The sequence below is a fragment of the Pseudomonas putida genome, assembly GCF_004357765.1.
Lineage (GTDB): Bacteria > Pseudomonadota > Gammaproteobacteria > Pseudomonadales > Pseudomonadaceae > Aquipseudomonas > Aquipseudomonas putida_U.
The window spans coordinates 48,400-70,268 of sequence record NZ_SMTE01000002.1 but is presented as its reverse complement, the minus strand read 5'-3'; the positions used below and the strand labels follow the sequence as shown (position 1 = coordinate 70,268).

Annotated in this window: 18 protein-coding genes; 5 read left to right on the top strand and 13 right to left on the bottom strand. The window is 64.2% G+C overall.

Annotation, left to right across the window (positions count from 1 at the left end):
• Nucleotides 1-24 precede the first annotated feature (24 nt).
• The 7 genes from fis to E2H86_RS02835 form a co-directional block, all read right to left on the bottom strand.
• Nucleotides 25-345: a DNA-binding transcriptional regulator Fis gene (gene fis / locus E2H86_RS02865; protein ID WP_008093076.1), complete on the bottom strand. Its 321-nt coding sequence runs from the start codon at nucleotides 343-345 to the stop codon at nucleotides 25-27.
• Complete coding sequence (gene dusB / locus E2H86_RS02860) at nucleotides 342-1,355, bottom strand: tRNA dihydrouridine synthase DusB (protein ID WP_133324528.1); 1,014 nt, start codon at nucleotides 1,353-1,355, stop codon at nucleotides 342-344. The genes fis and dusB overlap by 4 nt, the downstream gene beginning before the upstream one ends.
• 179 nt (nucleotides 1,356-1,534) lie before the next feature.
• Complete coding sequence (locus E2H86_RS02855; RefSeq protein ID WP_133324526.1) at nucleotides 1,535-2,779, bottom strand: DUF3426 domain-containing protein; 1,245 nt, start codon at nucleotides 2,777-2,779, stop codon at nucleotides 1,535-1,537.
• 42 nt (nucleotides 2,780-2,821) lie between these two features.
• Nucleotides 2,822-3,700, bottom strand: a complete 879-nt coding sequence (gene prmA, locus E2H86_RS02850) for a 50S ribosomal protein L11 methyltransferase (protein WP_133324524.1) — start codon at nucleotides 3,698-3,700, stop codon at nucleotides 2,822-2,824.
• A 191-nt stretch (nucleotides 3,701-3,891) separates the two neighbouring features.
• Nucleotides 3,892-4,998, bottom strand: a complete 1,107-nt coding sequence (locus tag E2H86_RS02845; RefSeq protein WP_133324522.1) for an acetoin dehydrogenase dihydrolipoyllysine-residue acetyltransferase subunit — start codon at nucleotides 4,996-4,998, stop codon at nucleotides 3,892-3,894.
• Nucleotides 4,995-6,017: an alpha-ketoacid dehydrogenase subunit beta gene (locus E2H86_RS02840; RefSeq protein ID WP_133324520.1), complete on the bottom strand. Its 1,023-nt coding sequence runs from the start codon at nucleotides 6,015-6,017 to the stop codon at nucleotides 4,995-4,997. Before E2H86_RS02840 ends, E2H86_RS02845 begins: the two co-directional genes overlap by 4 nt.
• A 32-nt stretch (nucleotides 6,018-6,049) precedes the next feature.
• Complete coding sequence (locus E2H86_RS02835) at nucleotides 6,050-7,027, bottom strand: thiamine pyrophosphate-dependent dehydrogenase E1 component subunit alpha (protein ID WP_133324519.1); 978 nt, start codon at nucleotides 7,025-7,027, stop codon at nucleotides 6,050-6,052.
• 363 nt (nucleotides 7,028-7,390) lie between these two features.
• Here E2H86_RS02835 and E2H86_RS02830 point away from each other — a divergent pair, with 363 nt between their 5' ends.
• Entirely contained in the window at nucleotides 7,391-9,244 is a 1,854-nt protein-coding gene (locus E2H86_RS02830; RefSeq protein ID WP_133324517.1) for a sigma-54-dependent Fis family transcriptional regulator, read from the top strand.
• A 72-nt stretch (nucleotides 9,245-9,316) separates the two neighbouring features.
• Here E2H86_RS02830 and accC read toward each other — a convergent pair whose 3' ends face one another.
• The 5 genes from accC to E2H86_RS02805 form a co-directional block, all read right to left on the bottom strand.
• Complete coding sequence (accC, locus tag E2H86_RS02825) at nucleotides 9,317-10,672, bottom strand: acetyl-CoA carboxylase biotin carboxylase subunit (protein WP_070090425.1); 1,356 nt, start codon at nucleotides 10,670-10,672, stop codon at nucleotides 9,317-9,319.
• A 17-nt stretch (nucleotides 10,673-10,689) separates the two neighbouring features.
• Entirely contained in the window at nucleotides 10,690-11,154 is a 465-nt protein-coding gene (gene accB, locus E2H86_RS02820; protein ID WP_063911098.1) for an acetyl-CoA carboxylase biotin carboxyl carrier protein, read from the bottom strand.
• Nucleotides 11,155-11,254: 100 nt separating this feature from the next.
• Entirely contained in the window at nucleotides 11,255-11,707 is a 453-nt protein-coding gene (gene aroQ / locus E2H86_RS02815; RefSeq protein WP_008093086.1) for a type II 3-dehydroquinate dehydratase, read from the bottom strand.
• Between the two features lie 179 nt (nucleotides 11,708-11,886).
• On the bottom strand, nucleotides 11,887-13,665 hold the full coding sequence (locus tag E2H86_RS02810; RefSeq protein WP_133324515.1) for a protein-disulfide reductase DsbD: 1,779 nt from the start codon (nucleotides 13,663-13,665) through the stop codon (nucleotides 11,887-11,889).
• Nucleotides 13,666-13,887: 222 nt separating this feature from the next.
• Nucleotides 13,888-15,735 (bottom strand): methyl-accepting chemotaxis protein, encoded by a 1,848-nt coding sequence (locus E2H86_RS02805; RefSeq protein ID WP_439958277.1) that lies wholly within the window; start codon nucleotides 15,733-15,735, stop codon nucleotides 13,888-13,890.
• A 388-nt stretch (nucleotides 15,736-16,123) separates the two neighbouring features.
• On the opposite strand from E2H86_RS02805, the gene E2H86_RS02800 reads away from it, so the two are divergent.
• The 4 genes from E2H86_RS02800 to speA all read left to right on the top strand — a co-directional run bounded on the left by E2H86_RS02800 (nucleotide 16,124) and on the right by speA (nucleotide 20,411).
• Nucleotides 16,124-17,191, top strand: a complete 1,068-nt coding sequence (locus E2H86_RS02800; RefSeq protein ID WP_133324511.1) for a DUF2333 family protein — start codon at nucleotides 16,124-16,126, stop codon at nucleotides 17,189-17,191.
• Between the two features lie 2 nt (nucleotides 17,192-17,193).
• Nucleotides 17,194-17,730: an NUDIX hydrolase gene (locus E2H86_RS02795; RefSeq protein ID WP_133324509.1), complete on the top strand. Its 537-nt coding sequence runs from the start codon at nucleotides 17,194-17,196 to the stop codon at nucleotides 17,728-17,730.
• A 242-nt stretch (nucleotides 17,731-17,972) separates the two neighbouring features.
• The gene (locus E2H86_RS02790) at nucleotides 17,973-18,344 is read left to right on the top strand and encodes a translation initiation factor Sui1 (RefSeq protein WP_133324507.1); all 372 of its coding nucleotides are present in this window, start codon (nucleotides 17,973-17,975) and stop codon (nucleotides 18,342-18,344) included.
• A 153-nt stretch (nucleotides 18,345-18,497) separates the two neighbouring features.
• Nucleotides 18,498-20,411 carry an arginine decarboxylase gene (gene speA, locus E2H86_RS02785; protein WP_133324505.1) on the top strand — a complete coding sequence of 638 codons (1,914 nt, stop codon included), beginning with the start codon at nucleotides 18,498-18,500 and terminating at the stop codon, nucleotides 20,409-20,411.
• A gap of 101 nt (nucleotides 20,412-20,512) precedes the next feature.
• Here the strand turns inward: speA and E2H86_RS02780 are convergent, their stop codons facing one another.
• Nucleotides 20,513-21,847: an MATE family efflux transporter gene (locus tag E2H86_RS02780; RefSeq protein ID WP_133324503.1), complete on the bottom strand. Its 1,335-nt coding sequence runs from the start codon at nucleotides 21,845-21,847 to the stop codon at nucleotides 20,513-20,515.
• Between the last annotated feature and the right edge of the window lie 22 nt (nucleotides 21,848-21,869).

The following is a 21,869-nucleotide window of genomic DNA, read 5'->3' as shown; positions in this document are numbered from 1 at the left end:
CCTTTTCTGATTGGGATTCTGGCTTTACAACAAGTCGTACTGCTTGAGCTTCTTGCGCAGGGTGCCTCGGTTGAGTCCGAGCATCTCGCTGGCCTTGGTCTGGTTGCCTTTGACGTAGTTCATCACGCTTTCGAGCAGGGGCGCCTCGACTTCAGAGAGCACCAGGTTGTACACGTCCGTGACGGTTGCGCCTTCCAGGTGCGCGAAGTAGTTGTGCAGCGCCTTCTCGACGCTGTCGCGAAGGGTCTGGCCCTCTTCGCTCGGCGTGTTGAGGTGCTGTTTGAGGTTGGCGTTGTCGCTCACGGGCGTTGTTCCACTCACTAATGTCTCGGTCATCATCGTCATGCGGCCACCCCTTGTTCGTCCTCTGTCTCAAGGCTCTGTCGACGCTCGCTGAAATAGGCGCGAACGTTGGCGCACTGCGCTTGTGTCTCTTCCAAAGCGTTGAACCGGGCGCGAAACTCCTTGCCCCCGGGTCGTGTTGCCAGGTACCAGCCAACGTGCTTGCGGGCGATACGCACGCCCATCACATCGCCATAGAAGGCATGCAGCGCGGCCAGGTGCTCTAGCAGAATGCGTTCCACTTCGTCCAACGGCGGAGCCGGCAGACGCTGGCCGGTGGCCAGGTAATGCTCGATCTCGCGGAAGATCCATGGCCGCCCCTGGGCGGCCCGGCCGATCAACAGGCCGTCGACCCCGGTGGCGTCCAGCACCGCCCGGGCCTTTTCTGGCGAAGTGATATCGCCGTTGGCGAAAACCGGGATCGACACCGCCTGCTTGATCGCAGCGATGGTGTCGTATTCGGCTTCGCCGGTGTACAGGTCGGCGCGTGTGCGGCCATGCACCGCTAACGCCTGGATGCCGGCCTGTTCGGCAATTCTCGCCACGTTCAGGCCGTTCTTGTTCGCCCGGTCCCAACCGGTGCGAATCTTCAGGGTCACCGGAACGTCCACGGCGCCGACAACGGCGTGGAGAATCTCGCTGACCAAAACTTCATCTTTCAATAAAGCAGAGCCTGCGGCTTTGTTGCAGACTTTTTTTGCCGGGCAGCCCATGTTGATATCGATGATCTGCGCGCCTGCTGCAACGTTGGCTTGGGCCGCGGCCGCCATCATCTGCGCATCGCCACCGGCGATCTGCACCGAGCGTGGCGCGGGATCACCTTCGTGGATGCGGCGCAGGCTCGACTTGCGGCTGTTCCACAGGCTCATGTCGCTGCTGACCATTTCCGACACCACCATGCCTGCGCCCAGGCGCTGGCAAAGTGTACGGAAAGGTTGGTCCGTGACCCCGGCCATGGGCGCAAGGATCAGGTTGTTGCGTAATGTATATGGGCCGATGCGTACCGCCGACATAGGTGTTCCCTGTTGTGGGGCCGAATCATTGGAGTTCGAAAAAGGGTTGGCATGATACCCGCTCTCGATGACCGGATAAAGATGGATTTGGATAAATTCTGAACAGTTGTCGGCTTATGCCGTTTGGTATGACCGAGGATCTGGGGCTGCTTTGCAGCCCCTCCTCATAGTCCTGCCCTTTATTCCGGGGAACGGAAGCTCAGGCTGTAGTTGACTGCCTTGGGACCGGGGTCGAGGATGTCCAGGGCGATGTGGATCGGGGTCTGACTGGGCATCTCGCCACGTCCGGCCAGCTCGCCGGAGAGATACTCGCTGGGCTTGAAGCGCCGACTGGCGATCAACTGGCCGTTGAGGTCGGCGAAGCGCAACTCCAGCAGCGGGAACGGCTGCGAGAAGGGCGCGCGGTTGTAGATGATCGCATCGACGATCAGCGCGCCCTTGAAGTCGGGATGGCTGCGGACCACCAGGTTGCTGCTCTTGATCCTGGCGATGTCGACACGGGTCGGCACCTGGCAGCCGAGCATCGGGCACACTTGCTGGAACAGCGGTCGGTACTGGTCCTGGCGGGCCATTTCGTCGAAGTGGAACCACACGTACTGGAACGCCAGCAGGCCGGCGGCCAACAGGGTCAGCAAGCCCCACAGCAAACGTTTAGCCCAGTTCGGCCGGGGTTGTTCCCAGCCCAATTGCAGCGGGTCGTCGACCACATCGACCAGCGGCTCCTTGCGTGATGGGCGTTCGGCCCTGGCGGCCAGGCCGGGTTCCAGACGCTCCATGGGCAGAGGGGCGACGTCTGCGGCGTCGCGATCATCGTCACGGGCAGACAGGTGCAGCTCGGGCTCGTCATCGTCCCGGGCGCTAATGCCGGTTTCATGGATCGTGTCGTCATCGTCCTGATGGTCGAGGTCCCTGTCCAGCACATGGGGCGGCTCGACGTCGTCGCTGTCCAGGTCGACCGCAGCGCCCAGCGTTGGCTCGGTACGGTCGCGGGGAGACGGCGCAAGGTCCAGTGACGGCTGTTCCACCAGCATCGGCTCATCGCCTTGGGTCACTCGGGTGTCGTCCGCTGTCCCGGTGGCCGTGCCGAACGGTTTGTCGGTCTGCCCGCCACGGCGCTCCAGGCGCGCCAGTTCCTCGTCCAGGTCGAGTTCGTCGAGTGCCTGGGCGGTCAGTGCCCAATCCTCCTGAGGCTCGGGGATCGGCGCGCTGGCCGGCGCCGGGGGCGGCTCGACGGCTACCGGTGCCGGCGGCGTCGGGGGAGCAGCAGGCAGTTCGCGGTTTTGTTCCAGCAGTTGCTTCGCCGCATTGAACACCTCCAGGCAGTTGCCGCAGCGTACGACGCCACGGGCCACGCTCAGTTGATGATGGGTGACGCGAAAGCTGGTCTGGCAATGCGGGCACTGGGTGACGAAACTGTCGGTCATGCGGCGATCCGGGGGCTGTGCAGAGGGTTATTCTAGGCTCGCCTAGCGGCGTCGACCACTGATGCGTACCCAGCCGTCGCGAACGACGATCGGGTCCAGCTCGAAGTCGGCGGCATAGGCGGCGGCCACTTCCTCGCCCTGTTCGGCAAGGATCCCGGACAACGCCAGCAGGCCACCAGGGCGAACCAGACCAGACAATTGCGGCGATAGCGAGACCAGTGGCCCGGCGAGGATGTTGGCGACCAGCACATCGGCCTGCATGGCCGGCATGTGCTCGGGCAGGTACAGGGCCAGCCGTTGGTCGGCGATGCCGTTGCGCCCGGCATTGTCACGCGAGGCTTCCAGGGCCTGCACGTCGATGTCGGTACCGACCGCTTCGCGGGCGCCCAGCAGCAGCGCAGCGATGGCCAGGATGCCCGAGCCGCAGCCGAAGTCCAGTACCTGGCTGCCTTCGAGCTGTTGGCCGTCGAGCCATTCCAGGCACAGCGCGGTGGTGGGGTGGGTGCCGGTACCGAAGGCCAGGCCCGGATCGAGCAGCAGGTTGACCGCGTCCTTTTCCGGGGCGTCGTGCCAGCTCGGCACGATCCACAGACGCTGGCCGAAGCGCATGGGCTGGAAGTTGTCCATCCAGCTGCGTTCCCAGTCCTGATCCTCGATCACCTCGGCCTGGTGCCCAGGCAGCTCAGCGCCGGTCAGCAGGCGCAGGTGGGCGAACACCTGTTCGGGCTCGGCATCGGCTTCGAACAGGGCCAGCAGGTGGGTATTGGACCACAGCGGGGTGGTATTGAGGTCGGGTTCGAAGATCGGCTGGTCTTCGGCGTCCATGAACGTGACCGAGACGGCACCGACTTCGAGCAGCGCGTCTTCGTAGGTTTCGGCTTGTTCCGGGCTGATGGCCAGGCGTACTTGCAGCCAGGGCATGGCGGGCACCTTTGGTAAATCGACAGGGGCAGCCCGAGGCTGCGCGAAGGCTGGCAGTTTACGCGAGTGCGGGGGGTTTGTAGAGGTGGGGGGGCAGACCGCGTGGGCTTCTTCGCGGGCAAGCCCGCTCCCACAGGCTGAGCGGCGCTCTCCTGCAGGATCGGGCTTGCCCGGGTAATGGCCGGAACGGTTCAATGCGCTCGCAGGAACTCCACCATTGCCTGATTCACCTGCTCCGGGGCCTCCATCTGCACCATGTGCCCGACCCCCGCTATCACCAGCACCTCGGCCTCCAGCCCCTGGGCATGGGCTGCAGGGATGATCGCATCCTCGGCGCCCCAGATCACCAAAGCCGGATGTTGGCCAAGGACGCCGCGCAGGTCGTGGCGCTGGAGGTCGCCCTCGGCAAGTGCCGCGCCGAGCTGGCGGAGGGCTTCATCGACCCCTTCCAGGCGCTTGAACTTGAGCATGTCTTCGAGCATCTGCCGAGTCACCAGCCCGGGGTCGGCGAACAATTGCAGCATCGCCGGCTTGAGTGCGTTGCGGTGGGTAGCCGCCACGAAGCTTTGCAGATAAGCACCGTTGATAGCCTCGCCAAGCCCGGCGCTGGCCACCAGGCTCAGGCTGGTCACCCGTTGCGGCGCTAGGCGTGCGAGGTTCAGGCACACCGCCCCACCCATGGAATGCCCGGCCAGGTGAGCGTGGGGAATCTCCAGGTGGTCGAGCAATGCCAGCACGGTTTCGCTCAGCTCATCCAGACTCCCTTGCCGGAGTGCCTTGGCGGACTCGCCATGCCCCGGCAGATCCACGGCGATGACCCGGCGCTCGGCGGCCAGCGCCGGGTGGTTGAACAGCCAGTTGTTGAGATCGCCAGCAAAGCCGTGTACCAGCACCAGCGGCGTACCGCCCTCGCCAAGCTCGAACCAACGCAGCAGGCGACCGGCCACCTCGGCCTTTTGCGGCTCGGGGCCCTGGGTTTGATCGGCACCGCCCTGGGCGACGAACTCGGCCTGGAAGCGTTGCACCACCGCGTCGATTTCAGCTTCTTCCACTTCGCCCTCCACGACCACCGCCAACAGCGCGCCGACCGGTAGGGTTTCGTCGGGCTTTGCCACCTGGCGCCGCAGCACGCCACTGAACGGTGCCTCGACGCTGCTGCTGATCTTGTCGGTCTCGACGTCGAGCATTTCGTCACCCTTGCTGATTTCGTCGCCTTCGTGCTTGAGCCAGGTATCGACCCGGCCCTCGGTCATCGATAGCCCCCACTTGGGCATGGTCAGGGTATGGATCTGGCTCATGCGGCGCTCCTTGCAGCTTCGATCACCTTGCGTACCGCCGCTTCGATCTTCGCGGCGTCGGGGATGTAGAGGTCCTCCAGGGCATCGGAGAACGGTACCGGCGTATGCGGCGCAGTGACCATCTCGATCGGGCCCCTCAGCGCCGCGAAGGCCTTCTGCGCCACCAGGGCGCTGATGTCGGTGGCCATCGAGCAGCGTGGGTTGGCTTCGTCGATGACCACCAGACGACCGGTTTTCTCGACGCTTTCCAGGATGCTGTCCTCGTCCAGCGGACTGGTGGTGCGCAGGTCCAGCACTTCGCAGTCGATGCCTTGGCGGGCCAGGTTGTTGGCCGCCTCCAGGGCCACGTGGACCATGCGCCCGTAAGTCACCAAGGTCACGTCGTCGCCATCGCGCAAGAAGTTGGCTTCGCCGAGAGGCACGCTGTACAGCTCTTCCGGCACATCGCCTTGCAGGCCGTACAGCAGCTTGTGTTCGCAGAAGATCACCGGATCGTTGTCGCGGATCGCCTGAATCAACAAGCCCTTGGCGTCATAGGGCGAGGAGGGGCAGACCACCTTCAGGCCCGGAATGTGTGTCCACAGTGAAGTGAGCATCTGCGAGTGTTGGGCAGCGGCCCGCAGGCCTGCGCCATACATGGTGCGCATCACCAGAGGAGTGACCGCCTTGCCGCCGAACATGTAGCGGAACTTCGCCGCCTGGTTGAGGATCTGGTCCAGGCAGCAACCGGCGAAGTCGACGAACATCAGTTCGCAGACCGGACGCAGACCTTGGGTGGCGGCGCCGACGGCAGCCCCGACGTAGCCGATCTCCGACAACGGTGCATCCAGCACCCGGCCGGGAAACTGCGGATAGAGCCCCTTGGTCACGCCGAGTACGCCGCCCCAGGCGTCTTCTTCGCCGGGGGCGCCGGCACCACCGGCCACGTCTTCACCGATGATGAACACCGTGCTGTCACGGCGCATCTCCTGGGCCAGGGCCTCGTTGATGGCCTGTTGGTAGCTGATTTTTCTAGCCATGGTGGCTCTCCTGTCGTTCTTGTTATTCGGGCTCAGGGATAGGTGACGTAGACGTCGGTGAGCAGGTCGGCGGGTTGCGGCTTAGGGTCGGACTTGGCGCGGCGCACGGCATCTTCGATCAGGTCGTCGATGCGAGCGTCGATGGCATCGAGTTGCGCGGTCTGGAGCAGGCCGGTGCGGGTGGTCTTGTCGCGGAACTGCAATAGGCAGTCGCGGCTTTCGCGCAGGTTTTTCACCTCGTCTGCGGCGCGGTAGGTCTGCGCATCGCCCTCGAAGTGGCCGTAGTAGCGGCTGAGCTTGACCTCGATCAGTGAGGGGCCCTGGCCTGCGCGAGCACGGTCGATGGCGGCGCCCGCGGCCTCGTGCACGGCGAAGAAATCGAAGCCGTCGATGGTCACCCCGGGCATGCCGAAGCCGACGGCGCGATCGGCGATATGCTCGCAGGCCACCGACCAGTTCGAGGCGGTGGCTTCGGCGTAGCCGTTGTTCTCGGCAACGAAGATACACGGCAGGTTCATGATCGAGGCTAGGTTCATGGCCTCGAACACCGCGCCCTCATTGGAAGCGCCGTCGCCGAAGAAGGCCACGGCCACGTCATCCTTGCCTTTGATCTTGGCCGCCAGCGCGGCACCGGCTACCAAGGGCGCCCCGGCGCCGACGATGCCGTTGGCGCCGAGCATGCCTTTTTCCAGGTCGGCGATGTGCATCGAGCCGCCCTTGCCGCCGCAGACACCGGTCTTCTTGCCGTAGATCTCGGCCATCATGCCGTACACATCGACCCCTTTGGCGATGCAGTGGCCGTGGCCACGGTGGGTCGAGGCGATGCAGTCGCTATCGCGCAGGTGCGCCATGACCCCAGCGGCCGAGGCCTCTTCGCCGGCATAGAGGTGGACGAAGCCGGGGATCTCGCCTGTGGCGAACTCCACGTGCAGGCGCTCTTCGAAGGCGCGGATGGTACGCATCACTTCATAGGCATGCAGCAGTTGGTCTGAACTGAGCTGAGTGGACATCTTGTTGTTCTCCAGGGTTTGTCTCAACAGGGTGTTGCCGGGTGCGGTCGATGACTGCGGTCTGCAGCTGGTGATGGGTTGCGCTTGGCCTCCTCGTACTCTTGGCTTTTCTGGCTTGAGCAAGGTGGGTGCCAGCTTTGTCGAAGCTGCTTGTAAGTGCCGCAGCAGAGCGGTCGAACTGGCAGAGGCGACGCCGAGGGGAAGAAACCAGGGAGACGCTCGGTGCCAGCGACCACCCGGCCCAGTCGAGACGCTGAGACGCAGCGTCTCAAGCGCACCGGTAATCACGCAGCGCTTGTCGGCGCCAGGCGGCAGGCGCTTAATGACCGGACAACGACAAGAACAACAGGAACCGGAGGCCTCATGCTTGCCGCGAACTCCCGAGCCCATGTCGATTGCATCAGCCGGGTGCTGAAGAACGCCGAGCGCCTGCCCCAGGCGCCGGTGCCGCCGCTGATCCTCGATTCATGGCGCCGTTCCATGGAGCTGTACCGACTCGACCCTGGGTCCCAGCAGGGGCCGCGCATCCTTTCCCAGACCCTGCTCAACGAATGCCGTGAGCGTGCCGAACTGTTCTTGCGTATCGCCGGCGATGCCGTCGCGCGCCTGCACCAGCGGGTCCGCGGCGCTGACTACTGTGTACTGTTGACCGATGCCCAGGGGCGCACCATCGACTATCGGGTCGAGTCTGCCATTCGTAACGACTGCCGCAAGGCCGGGTTGTACCTGGGCACCTGTTGGTCGGAAGGCGAGGAGGGCACGTGTGGAGTCGCGGCGGTGCTGACCAGCAAGGCGTCAGCCACGGTGCACAAGCGCGACCATTTTCGCGCCGCGTTCATTGGCCTGACCTGTACCGCAGCGCCGGTGTTCGATCCTTGTGGTGAACTGTTGGGCGTCGTGGATGTGTCGGCCTTGCAATCGCCGGATGACCGGCGCAGCCAACACTTGATCTTGCAATTGGTCGAGCAGACCGCTCGGGAAATCGAAAATGCCTTCTTCATGCACAGCGTCCAGGGCCACTGGGTGATGCGCGCTCATGGCACTCCTGGCTACGTGGAGAGCCAGCCCGACTATCTGCTGGCCTGGGATGGCGAAGGGCGCTTGCAGGCGATCAACAGCCTGGCCCGCGAACGCCTGCTGGCGCGCCACGGGCGTTTGCCCGAGCACATCGGCGAGTTGTTCGACATGGACCAGTTACACCGCGCCAGCGAAGCGTCGGCCCAGCGTCTGCCGGGTTGGGGTGGCCTCTACGGGCGGATCAGCGCGCCGCAGCGCAGAGGGGGCGTACAGCCTTCGCAACAACCGCAGGACTCGCGCATTGAGCAGCATCTGCGTCTGGCCACGCGGGTCAAGGACTGCAACCTGGCGGTGCTGGTGCAGGGCGAGACCGGGGTCGGCAAGGAAGTCTTCGCCCGCCAGTTGCACCAGCAGAGCCAGCGCAGCGCGGGGCCCTTCGTGACCCTCAATTGCGCTGCCATTCCCGAGAATCTGATCGAGAGCGAACTGTTCGGCTATGTCGGCGGGGCCTTCACCGGGGCGTCGAGCAAGGGCATGCGAGGGCTGCTGCAACAAGCCGATGGCGGCACCTTGTTCCTCGATGAGATCGGCGACATGCCGCTGGCCCTGCAAACCCGTTTGCTACGGGTGCTGGCCGAAGGCGAGGTGGCGCCGCTGGGCGCTGCGCGGCGCGAGCGGGTGGACATCCAGGTGATCTGTGCCACCCATCGTGACCTGGCGGCGATGGTCGGCGAAGGACGTTTTCGTGAGGACCTGTATTACCGTCTGGCCAATGCTCGCTTCGAGCTCCCGCCTCTGCGAGCGCGCGAGGACCGTCTGGGATTGATTCACCGGTTGTTGATGGAAGAGGCCGCTGCCTGTGGCGTCGACGTGACACTGGCCGACGACGCGTTGCAGGCGTTGCTGGTCTATCGCTGGCCCGGCAACCTGCGTCAGCTGCGGCAAGTGTTGCGCTATGCCTGCGCGGTCAGCGAGGGCGGACAGGTGGGTTTGGCGAATCTTCCGCAGGAGGTGCGTGGTGATGCCGTGCCTTCGGCAGATCTCGGGATCTCCAGCCCCGCTCGGCAGTTGTTGCTCGATGCCTTGATCCGCCATCGCTGGAAACCGGCGGAAGCGGCGCGGGCCTTGGGGATTTCGCGGGCGACCTTGTATCGGCGGGTGCATGAACATCGGATTGAGATGCCGCGGATGAAAGGGTAACGCGGGCAAGAACCATAAAAAACCCCGGCACCAGGCCGGGGTTTTTTTATGGATCACATCACGCTAACGCGATCACTCCTGGTTGGCCAGTTTGTGCTCGAGGTAGTGGATGTTGACGCCGCCTTTGCAGAAACCTTCATCACGCACCAGATCCCGGTGCAGTGGGATGTTGGTCTTGATGCCGTCGACGACGATCTCGTCCAGGGCGTTGCGCATGCGCGCCATGGCTTCGTCGCGGTCCTTGCCGTAGGTGATCAGCTTGCCGATCAGCGAGTCGTAGTTCGGCGGAACCGAGTAACCGCTGTACAGGTGCGAATCGACACGAACGCCGTTGCCGCCCGGAGCGTGGAAGTGCTTGACCTTGCCTGGGCTCGGAATGAACTTCTTCGGGTCCTCGGCGTTGATCCGGCACTCCAGCGAGTGACCACGGATGACCACGTCTTCCTGACGGATCGACAGCTTGTTGCCAGCGGCGATGCTGAGCATCTCCTTGACGATGTCGATACCGGTGACCATTTCCGACACCGGGTGCTCAACCTGCACGCGGGTGTTCATCTCGATGAAGTAGAAACGGCCGTTCTCGTACAGGAATTCGAAGGTGCCGGCACCGCGATAGCCGATCTCGATGCACGCGTCCACGCAACGCTTGAAGACTTCCTGGCGGGCCTTCTCGTCGATGCCGGGTGCCGGTGCTTCTTCCAGGACCTTCTGGTGACGACGCTGCAGCGAGCAGTCACGGTCGCCCAGGTGGATGGCGTTGCCTTGGCCGTCGGACAGCACCTGCACTTCCACGTGACGTGGGTTGGTCAGGAACTTTTCCAGGTAGACCATCGGGTTGCCGAAGGCAGCGCCGGCTTCGGTGCGGGTGAGCTTGGCCGAGGCGATCAGGTCCTCTTCCTTGTGCACCACGCGCATGCCGCGACCACCACCGCCACCGGCGGCCTTGATGATCACCGGGTAGCCGACGTCACGGGCGATCGCCAGGGCGACCTCTTCGTCTTCCGGCAGCGGGCCATCGGAGCCCGGTACGGTCGGTACGCCCGACTTGATCATGGCGTCCTTGGCCGAAACCTTGTCGCCCATCAGGCGAATGGTGTCGGCTTTCGGGCCGATGAAGGCGAAACCGGATTTTTCCACCTGTTCGGCGAAGTCGGCGTTTTCCGCGAGGAAACCGTAACCCGGGTGGATGGCGGTGGCACCTGTCACTTCGGCGGCAGCGATGATCGCCGGGATGTGCAGGTAGGAATCCTTGGACGATGCAGGGCCGATGCAGACCGACTCGTCTGCCAGGCCCAGGTGCATCAGTTCACGGTCGGCCGTGGAGTGCACGGCGACGGTCTTGATACCCAGTTCTTTGCAGGCACGCAGGATCCGCAGGGCAATTTCCCCGCGGTTGGCGATCAGGACTTTTTCGAGCTTCCCAGACATCGTTGGCTCTCCGCGATTCAAACGATGGTGAACAGCGGCTGGTCGAACTCAACCGGCTGACCGTCTTCGACCAGGATGGCGTCGATGACACCGCCGACATCGGCTTCGATGTGGTTCATCATCTTCATCGCTTCGACGATGCACAGGGTGTCGCCTTTCTTCACGCTCTGGCCAACTTCAGCGAAGTTCGGCGAGGTCGGCGAAGGTTTGCGGTAGAAGGTACCGACCATTGGCGAACGGATCACGGTGCCTTTCAGCGCAGGGGCGGCGGCAGCGGCTTCGGCGGCTGGAGCAGCGGCGGCGGCGACAGGTGCGGCGACGGGTGCTGCAGCGACCGGAGCCGGCGCGAAGTACTGCTGGGCAGCTGGGGTCTTGCTGTGGCGGCTGATACGGACCGACTCTTCGCCTTCCTTGATCTCCAGTTCGTCGATGCCAGACTCTTCCAGCAGTTCGATCAGTTTCTTGACTTTACGGATATCCATTAATCATCAACTCCCAAGGTTCGGTCAGGGGGCGTAATTGAAAACGTGTTCAGAACGTTTCGCTCGAACCTCGGCCCACCTGGGCCAAGGTCTCTAATCATCAGGGCTGTGCGTTGGCAGCCAGTTGTTCCAGCGCGGACTCCAGGGCCAGGCGGTAACCGCTGGCGCCCAAGCCGCAGATCACCCCTACTGCAACATCGGAAAAGTAGGAGTGATGACGGAACGGTTCGCGTTTGTGCACGTTGGACAGGTGCACTTCGATGAATGGGATGCTCACCGCAAGCAATGCGTCACGTAATGCGACGCTTGTGTGGGTGAAAGCAGCCGGATTGATCAGGATGAAGTCCACACCCTCGTTACGTGCTGCGTGGATACGGTCGATCAGTTCGTACTCGGCATTGCTCTGCAAATACTGCAGATGGTGGCCGGCGGCGCGGGCGCGCTGCTCCAGGTCCTGGTTGATCTGGGCCAGGGTCACGGCGCCGTAGTGGCCCGGTTCGCGGGTACCTAGCAGGTTGAGGTTGGGGCCGTGAAGCACCAGTAGGGTTGCCATCTGCGGATTCCTTGGATTTGTAGGGCAATTCGACACAGCGCGGCGAGTGTGCCGTAAAGCGACGGCAAGTGTCCAGTTCCCGGCAATAGCCTGCACGATAACCGAGGTTCGCGCGAAGTATGTGACCAAATATTTAGATCTGGTCACTCACTGCCCGGTTTTTACCGGCACGCGGGAAGTTATAGACCGAGTTTGCCGCGTACGCGCGTGAGAATCTGCGCGAATTCGCCGGCGTTTATCTCGCCAATCACCCGATCGGCGGTCATTTCGCTGCCGTTCGCGGCAAAGAAAAGCAGCGCGGGCGGCCCGAACAACTGGTAGCGGTCGAGCAGGGCACGCTGCTGGGCATTGCTTTCGGTGATGTCGAAGCGCAGCAGCTTGAACGCGGCAAGCTGCGGCTGCACTTGAGCGGCATTGAGGACTTCATGCTCGATGACTTTGCAACTGATGCACCAGTCGGCGTACCAGTCGAGCAACACCGGCTGGCCGGCGGTCTTGGCCTGGGCCAGCGCAGCATCGAGGGCGGCAGGAGTGGTGATGGTCTGCCAGGCTCCGATCGTGGTGGCAGGGCTGGCGGCGGGGTTGGCGACGACGGGCGCTGGCAGTGGGCGCAGCGGGTCGCCTTGGCCGCTAAGGGCGCCGTACCAGCAGGCCAGGGCGTACACCAGCAGGGCCAGGCCAAGCAATTGCGCCAGGCGCTGGCGCGGTGCCTTGGGCACGAACTCCAGCGCGCCGAGGAACAACGCCACGCCCGCAGCCAGCAGGCCTACCAGCAGCAGCGTCAGCGGCCCTGGCAGCACGCGGCTGAGCAGGCCGATGGCCAGGCCCAGCAGCAACACCCCGATGGCATTTTTCACGGTGTTCAGCCACGGCCCGCTGCGTGGCAGCCAGGCGGCGCCGCCGGTGGCCACCAGCAGCAGCGGGGCGCCCATGCCCAAGCCCAGGGCGAACAGCTTGAGGGCGCCGCCGAGGGCGTCGCCGCTGGCGCTGATGTACAGCAGTGCCCCGGCCAGTGGCGCCGAGACGCACGGCGAGACCAGCAGACTGGACAACACCCCCAAGACCGCCGCACCGAGCAGTGAGCCACCCTGGGTACGGTTGGCGAGGCGGTCCAGGCGGTTGCTCAAGGCCTGCGGCAGCTTGAGCTCGAACAGCCCGAACATGGCCAGCGCGAACACCACGAAGAACAGGGCGAAAGGCACCAGCACCCAGGCCGACTGCAACCGCGCCTGCAGGTTGAGGCTGGCGCCGAAGACGCCCATCAAGGCACCAAGCACGGCGAACGAAGCGGCCATCGGCAGCACGTAGGCCAGCGACAGGCTGAGCCCGCGCCAGCCACCGACCTGGCCGCGCAGCACCACACCGGAAAGGATGGGCAGCATCGGCAGCACGCAGGGGGTGAAGGTCAGGCCGACGCCGGCCAGGAAGAACAGCAGCAGCGAGCGCCAGTTCCAGGCCGTGCCCGTACCGCTGTCGGCGCCACTCCCGCTGCCGGGAATGGCCAGTCGCTCGGTTTCCGGCGGGTAGCACAGGCCTTTGTCGGCGCAGCCCTGATAACTCACCAGCAGGGTGAAGGCGCGCGAATCCTCAGGCTTGCGTGGCAGTTCGATGTCCACCACGCCGTGGTACACCTCGACGTCGCCGAAGAACTCGTCGTGCTTGGCCTCGCCCTTGGGAATGACCGGCGCGCCGAGGGCGATGTCGGTAGGATCGCTGTTGAAATGGAAGCGGTGGCGATACAGGTAGTAGCCATCGGTGGCGACGAAACGCAACTTGATGGTCTGGGCGTCGGCCTGCACCAGGCTGAGCTTGAACGCTTCGTGGACCGGCAGAAAGTCAGCATCGTTGGCCAGCGAAGCGGCCCCGAGGGTGGCGCTGGGGCGGTTCTCGAGCAGGCTTCCGGTAGCGAAGGCAGGGCTGGCCAGGAGCAGGAACAGCAGGAAAAACAGGCGGCGCATGGCGGACTCGCGAGGTGGAACGTGCCGGGCATGATAGCGGAGTTGGCGGTGCTTGGCAGGGGGGCGGGGCGCGTGGCGACACATGGCCGCTGGCTGGATGTTGTCTGAGCCGACCCTTTCGCGGGACAAGCCCGCTCCCACAGGTACACCGCCAACTTCAGCAACGATGGAAATCCTGTGGGAGCGGGCTTGTCCCGCGAAAGGGCCGGCTCAGACAAACGCTCAAACCCTGAAGGCCCCCACTGCCTGGCTCAACTCACCCCCCAGGCTCAGCAACCGTTCGCCTTGCTCACGCCCCTCGCCGATGCGCTGCAGATTGTCCTCCCCCAGCACATGTATTCGCTCACTGTGGCCGCGGATTTCGCTCACCGCCCCGGATTGCTGCGCGGTGACATCGGCGATGCGCACGGCGGTATCGGAGATGGTGCGGATGGCATTGACGATTTCATCCAGCGCGCCATCTGCTGCCTGGGCCTGGCTGGCGGTGCTCTGGGCATGTTCGAGCTGATTGCGCATGCCGCTGACCGACTCCCGTGCGGCCTGCTGCAGGCGGTCGATCAACGACTGGATCTCTCCTGTGGCGCCGGTGGTGCGCTGAGCCAGCGAACGCACTTCATCGGCCACCACGGCGAAGCCTCGGCCGCTCTCACCGGCGCGTGCCGCTTCGATGGCGGCATTCAATGCCAGCAGGTTGGTCTGTTCGGCGATCGAGCGGATCACCGTCAGGACGCCGCCGATGGTAGCCGATTCTTCGGCCAATTGCTCGATCAAGCGTGCGTTGCCTTGCACTTCATCGACCAGTTCGCGCAACCCGGCCAAGCTCTGCCCGATCACCGTCTGGCCCTGTTCCACAGCGCGCCCGGCATCGCGACTGGCATCGGCGGCGGCGCTGGCGTCGCCGGCCACCTGTTGAATGGTCGCCTCCAGTTCGCCCAGGGCATCGCGGATCTGCCCGGTGTCGCCCGCCTGGCGTTGGGCGCCGTCGTGCAAGGCGGCGCTCATCCCGGCCAAGGCCCGGCTGCTACCGGCGACCTGCCCGGCGTTATGGCGCAGGGTGGCGACCAGCTCCACCAGGTACTGACGCAGGCGGTTGAGCGACGCCTGGATCTCACGCAGTTCACGGTTGGTCCGCCCCAGGGCGATGGGGGTGGCGAAATCGCCTTCGGCCCAGCGCGACAAGGCCGGCGCCAGGCTGGTCAGGGTGTGCGCCAGGCGCCGCTGGAGCGTGTCGATAAGCAGGGCGATGAACAGGATCACACCGATCATCAGACCCTGCATCAGCCGCACTTCACCGGCGATCCGTGCATGCTGGGCACGTACTTCCGGTTCCAGGGCGGCGATGGCCTGGCGCACGGCATCCAGGCGTTGGTTGGCGCTGGCAGCCAGGGCCGTGCGGCGTTCGATCTGTTCACGGGTGCGCTGGAGTTCGGCAGGGTAGCGGGTGAGCAGGCTCTGCAGTTCGCGTTTGAGGCTCACCGCGATGTCCTCCTGCTGGGCGCTGCCCTCGGTCTGCAGGCCCATCATGGCGGCGAAATCGTCGGCGTTGGATTCGGCGGCGCGGGTCACCCCGAGCAGCGGAAGGTTTTCGATGACCTCGGCCTGGCTACGGATCAGGTGCAGTTCTCGCTCGACTTCCTCAGCCAGCTCCGCCCGCCCGCTGCTGACCAACTTGTCACGGGCCAGCGAAAGACGGCCCAGGTGCACCGTGGCGTCCAACAGCGGCGGCAGATAGCGGTTGGCTTCAGGGCTGGCGCTGTCACGCGCGTAGCCGGACAGTTGCTCGAGGTTCGCCCCCAGCTCGCGCTCGGCCTGCAGCAACAGCGCCTGAGGGTCGCCGGCCAGTTTGCCGGCAGCCAGCAGTTCATTGCCGGTGAAGGCCTGCAGGCTGTCCAGGCTCGGGGCCAGTTTGCCTGCCAATGCCTCGGGCCAGTCAGCGAGTGACGCCTTGAGCTGCTGGTTGGCGTCGAGCGCGGCAGCATGACGCAGGGCATCGCCGCTGCACAGGTAGGCTTGGACGTTGCGCACCGAGCCGTTCTGGAACTGTTGCGACAAGCTCAGGTAGCGCTCCATCAGTTGATAGGGGCGCTCCAGTGCCTTCTGCGACCACCACAACGTCACGCCCAAGGCGATACATACGGTAACCAGCAACAGGGTATTGAGATTGGTCAGCCACTTCAGGCGCATAGCCGCGAACTTCCTGCCGGGAGCTTGGAGATAGGCGCCTGAAGTTATGGCGGTTTTGTGACCGGGTGATGACGAGAAAGGCTGTATAGCGGAAAAAGTGGCATTCTGCCCGCATTGGTCGGGCTGGCGCTTTATTACGCCATCTGGCGGATCGTCGCTTATACCTATGGCAGTGTCTGCTTTATAGTGCAGCGTTATGGGCGCGCCGTGGCACCCTGGCACAGGCCTGTGGTCCAAGCCCCACAACCGTCGTGACTGAATTAAGGACAACGCCATGCTGGACTGGAAAAACCGCGAGGCCAAAGCCGAGCCGCGCGAGCGCGTCGATGGCCGAGGGGCCGCTGCCCGTAGCTATCTTGGTGGTCTCTGGAGCCGTGCCCTGGGCACGCTGATCGGCCTGTACCTGCTGGTGTGCATCGGCCTTGGCTGGTACTGGAGCGAGGAGCCCGACCTGTTCCCGGTGCAGCAGAACGCCCAGGCTGCGGCCGAGCGCAACAGCCAGCAGATGGTGGTGGGCTACACCACCATCGAAACCCTCAAGACCGTGGCCCAGACCCTGCTGAACAAGCCAGGTGGCTATATCTCCAACGACCGCTTCCCACCCGGCATCTGGATGGACAACATGCCGAGCTGGGAGTACGGCGTGCTGGTGCAGGTGCGCGATCTGTCGCGTGCGTTGCGCAAGGACTTCGCCCGTTCCCAGTCGCAGTCCACCGAGGACGCCGACCTGGCCAAGGCCGAGCCGCGCTTCAACTTCGACAACAAGAGCTGGATCCTGCCGTCGAGCGAGTCGGAATTCGAAGAGGGCATCAAGTCGCTGAGCCGTTACCAGTCGCGTCTCGCTGCTGGCGACAAGGGTGCGATCTTCTATACCCGCGCCGACAACCTGAACAACTGGCTGGGTGACGTTGCCACCCGCTTGGGCTCGCTGTCCCAGCGTCTGTCGGCCAGCGTTGGCCGGGTCAAGCTCAATACCACGCTCAAGACCGAGTCGGTAGCCGCCGGCCAGGCCCCGCAAGTGGACGAGCAAGTGGTCGAAACGCCGTGGCTGCAGATCGATAACGTGTTCTACGAGGCCCGCGGCCAGGCGTGGGCATTGTCCCATCTGCTGCGCGCCATCGAAGTGGACTTCGCCGATGTGCTGGCCAAGAAGAATGCTACGGTCAGCGTGCGCCAGATCATCCGTGAGCTCGAGGCTTCCCAGGAGCCGCTGTGGAGCCCGATGGTCCTCAACGGCAGCGGCTTCGGCATGTGGGCCAACCACTCGCTGGTGATGGCCAATTACATTTCCCGAGCCAACGCCGCGGTCATCGACCTGCGCCAGTTGCTGTCGCAAGGTTGAGCATGACCATTCACCCCGCCGAGGCTGCCCACCGGGCGGCTTCGGACCGCGAACGGGTGGCCTGGGTGGACGAGGCCGATCAGGTGCTCGGCGCGCTGCCCAGGGCCGAACTGCGCGAACGTGGCTTGATCGGCCGATGCACGTTCATCCTGCTGTTCAACGGCGCGGGCGAACTCTGCGTGCATCGGCGTACCTTGAGCAAGGCCCTGTATCCGGGTTACTGGGATGTCGCGGCCGGGGGGATGGTGGCGGCTGGGGAGGCTTACACCGACTCGGCGCGGCGGGAGCTGGCCGAAGAGCTGGGGATCGAAGGTGTCGAGCTGACCTTTCATGAGCGCTTCTATTTCGATCAGCCGGATAATCGCCTGTGGTGCGCGGTGTATTCGGCTGTGTCGGATGCACCCCTGCGCCTGCAACCCGAAGAAGTGATGGAGGCAAGGTTCGTCAGCTTGGCGCAGGTTGAGCGGGAGAGCCTGGAAAAACCCTATTGTCCGGACTCGTTGGCGGCATTGCAGCGGTATAAGGCAAGCTTGGGGTAATCGTGCTGGCTGTGCTCCCAGGCTCCTACGCAGTAAGGTGCAGTGGGTTCACGCAGATTGGGTCGCAAAACATTCGCAAAATGGCGCATTCCAGTACTTAGCAATCACACCAATTACCGTTACACTGCGCGCCCTTTTCGGGCTGTCGCATGTCGTGCGGCAGTAGCGCCGCCCCTGCCAGAGTGGGGCTTCGCGGTCGGCACCTGTCGACCAGTTTTTGTCCTCAGCGCAGAGGATCAAAAGTGGCCAAGAAAGCTTCTTCCTTCGCCGCCCTTGGCGGTCTCGTTTACTCCACCGATAGCGGTCGGCACTGCCCCGATTGCGGCCAGCCGGTGGACGCCTGTATCTGCAAACAGCAGGTCATCCCCGAAGGTGATGGCATCGCCCGCGTACGCCGCGAGAGCAAAGGCCGTGGCGGCAAGACCGTGACCACGGTCACCGGCGTTCCGCTGCCTCTGGACCAGCTCAAGGAGCTGGCCAGCACACTCAAACGCCGTTGCGGCACTGGGGGTGCATTGAAGGACGGCGTGATCGAGATCCAGGGCGATCATGTCGACCTGTTGATCGGCGAGCTGACCAAACAGGGATTCAAGGCGAAAAAGTCCGGTGGCTGAAGTCAGCCGCGCGTTTTCGCCCAGCACTTTCTAAACTCGTTCCCGTGGGCAGGGTCTATGACTGCACACGGATGAATCGTCACTTTTCGCTTCTACACTGCGCCCACCACCGTGCCGGGGGCAGTGTCTTCGACTTATTCATGGGGGACTTGAATGTCCGTACGACGCACACGCAAAGACGATGGTAGCCAGTGGACCGTGGCCGACAGCCGCAGCGTTTATGGTATCCGCCATTGGGGCGCTGGTTATTTCGCCATCAATGAGGCCGGGCGCGTCGAAGTGCGCCCCAATGGCCCGGACAGCGCCCCGATCGACCTCTACGAGCAGGTCGACCAACTGCGTCAGAGCGGTCTTTCGTTGCCGCTGCTGGTGCGCTTCCCGGATATCCTGCAGGACCGTGTGCGCCAGCTGACGGGGGCGTTCGACGCCAACATCGCCCGCCTGGAATACCAAAGCCAATACACCGCCCTGTACCCGATCAAGGTCAACCAGCAGGAAGCGGTGGTGGAGAACATCATTGCCACGCAGAACGTGTCGATCGGCCTGGAGGCGGGCTCCAAGCCGGAGCTGCTGGCGGTCCTGGCGTTGGCGCCCAAAGGCGGCACCATCGTCTGCAACGGCTACAAGGACCGTGAGTTCATCCGCCTGGCGCTGATGGGCCAGAAGCTCGGTCACAACGTGTTCATCGTCATCGAGAAGGAGTCCGAAGTCGCTCTGGTGATCGAGGAGGCCGCCGAGCTCAAGGTCAAGCCCCAGGTCGGTCTGCGCGTGCGCCTGTCGTCGCTGGCTTCGAGCAAGTGGGCCGACACCGGTGGCGAAAAGTCCAAGTTCGGCCTGTCCGCCGCGCAGTTGATTTCGGTGGTGCAGCGTTTCCGTGACGCCGGCCTGGATCAAGGCATCCGTCTGCTGCACTTCCACATGGGCTCGCAGATCGCCAACCTGGCCGACTACCAACACGGCTTCAAGGAAGCCATTCGCTATTACGGCGAGCTGCGTGCGTTGGGTCTGCCGGTCGATCACATCGACGTGGGTGGTGGTCTGGGCGTTGACTACGACGGCACCCACTCGCGCAATGCAAGCTCGATCAACTACGACATGGACGACTATGCCGGGGTGGTCGTGGGCATGCTCAAGGAGTTCTGTGATGCCCAGGGCTTGCCGCATCCGCACATCTTCTCTGAAAGCGGCCGTTCGCTGACCGCGCACCATGCCATGCTGGTGATTCAGGTCACCGACGTCGAGAAGCACAACGACGAGGTGCCCACCATCGAGAACAAGGAAGCCCTGCCGCAAACCGTGCAGTGGCTGGTCGACCTGTTGGGACCGACCGACATCGAGATGGTCACCGAAACCTACTGGCGTGCCACCCATTACCTGGGCGACGTGGCGGCGCAGTATGCCGATGGCAAGATCACCCTGGCCGAGAAAGCCCTGGCCGAGCAGTGCTATTTCGCCGTCTGCCGTCGCCTGCACAATTCGCTGAAGGCCCGCCAGCGCTCGCACCGCCAGGTGCTGGATGAGCTCAACGACAAGCTCGCCGACAAGTACATCTGCAACTTCTCGGTGTTCCAGAGCCTGCCCGATACCTGGGCCATCGGCCAGGTACTGCCGATCATTCCGCTGCATCGCCTGAACGAAGAGCCGCTACGCCGTGCGGTGCTGCAGGACCTGACCTGCGATTCCGACGGCAAGATCAACCAGTACGTCGATGAGCAGAGCATCGAGACCAGCATGCCGGTACATGCCGTCAACGAAGGTGAGGACTACCTGCTGGGCGTGTTCCTGGTCGGTGCGTACCAAGAGATCCTCGGCGACATGCACAATCTGTTCGGTGACACCGACTCGGTGAACATCTACCAGAATGCCGATGGCAGCGTGTACCACGCCGGTATCGAGACCCACGACACCATCGAGGACATGCTGCGCTATGTGCACCTGTCGCCGGAGGAGCTGATGACTCACTACCGCGACAAGGTGGCCAGCGCCAAGATCAGCGCCCGCGAGCGGACCCAGTTCCTCGATGCCCTGCGCCTGGGGCTGACGCGTTCCTCCTACCTGTCGTCCTGAGTGGGGTGTTTTCGTCGCGACGACTTTGCTGGGTTTGAGATCGAGCGCCGCGCGGGCGGCGCTCGATCTCTGCCGCCCCAAAAACCGCAAGCCAGGCCCCGTCAACCCACCCACAGCCCTCGCTGCTGCAACCGCCACTCCACCCACCCCAGCGTCACCGCCCGCAACCCCATGAAGCCGAGAAACGCCAGCCATAGTCCATGGTTGCCGAATCCGCTCATCAGCCACGCAACTGGCAGCGCGATCAGCACCGACACCAACATCGCATTGCGCATCTCCCGTGCCCGCGTGGCACCGATGAACAACCCGTCCAACAAGTAGCTCCACACCGCGATCAACGGCAGCATGGCGAGGTATGGCAGGTACGGGTAGGCCGCGGCGCGTACGCTGTCGATATCGGTCTGCAGGTCGATGAACAGGTGTCCGCCGAGCAGGAAAAGGCCCGCGAAGCCAAGGCTGGTGATCAGCGACCAGCCACCGGCAACCACCAGCGAGCGGCGTAAGGTGATGCGTTCGCCAGCACCGATGGCATGGCCGCACAGTGCCTCGACGGCATGGGCCAGGCCATCGAGGGCATAGGCGGTGAGCAACAGCCCGTTGAGCAGCAGGGCGTTGGCCGCCACGGTGGCCTCGCCCAGGCGCGCACCCTGTACGGTGATGGCCAGGAACACCAACTGCAGCGCCAGACTGCGCAGGAAGATGTCGCGGTTCACCGCCAGCAGAGGGCGCCAGGCCTGCCAGCGCTTGAGCGCAGCCCAGGCGACCTGCCCAGGATAGGCGCGCAGCGCCGGGCGAGTCAGGGCCAAGCCGAGCAATGCGGCGCTCCACTCGGCTATCACCGAGGCCCGTGCCGAACCCAGCACCCCCCAGTCCAGCCCCAGCACGAACCAGAGGTTGAGTGCGATGTTCAACAGATTGGTGGTCAGCAGGATCGCCAGCGGCGCCCGGGCGTTCTGGGTACCGAGGAACCAGCCGACCAAGGCGTAACTGGCCAGTGCCGCCGGCAGGCCGAGCAGGCGCGTGTGGAAAAAGGCCTCGGTGGACTGCTGCAGCGCCGCGCTCGGTTGCATGGCATGCAATGCCAACTGGCTGAAGGGCAGGGCCAGCAGACCGATCAACAGGCCCAGGCCAGTCGCCAGCAATAGCCCTTGCGCCAGTACCTGACGCAGCGCAGCGCCATCGCTGCGCCCGGCCGCCTGGGCGGCGAAACCGGTCGACCCCATGCGCAGAAAGCCCAGCAGACCGACCATGAAAGTGAACAGGGTGGCGCCCACCGCCACGGCGCCCAATTGGTGGGCATGGGGCAGATGGCCGATGACGGTGCTGTCGACCAGCGCCACCAATGGCACCGAAATGTTGGAAAGGATCATCGGCGCGGCCAGCGCCCAGACCCTGCGGTGGGTGGGGCGGTCGCGCCAGTCGGTTAACACGGGCATGGTCGTTCCTGTTTCGAGGCAG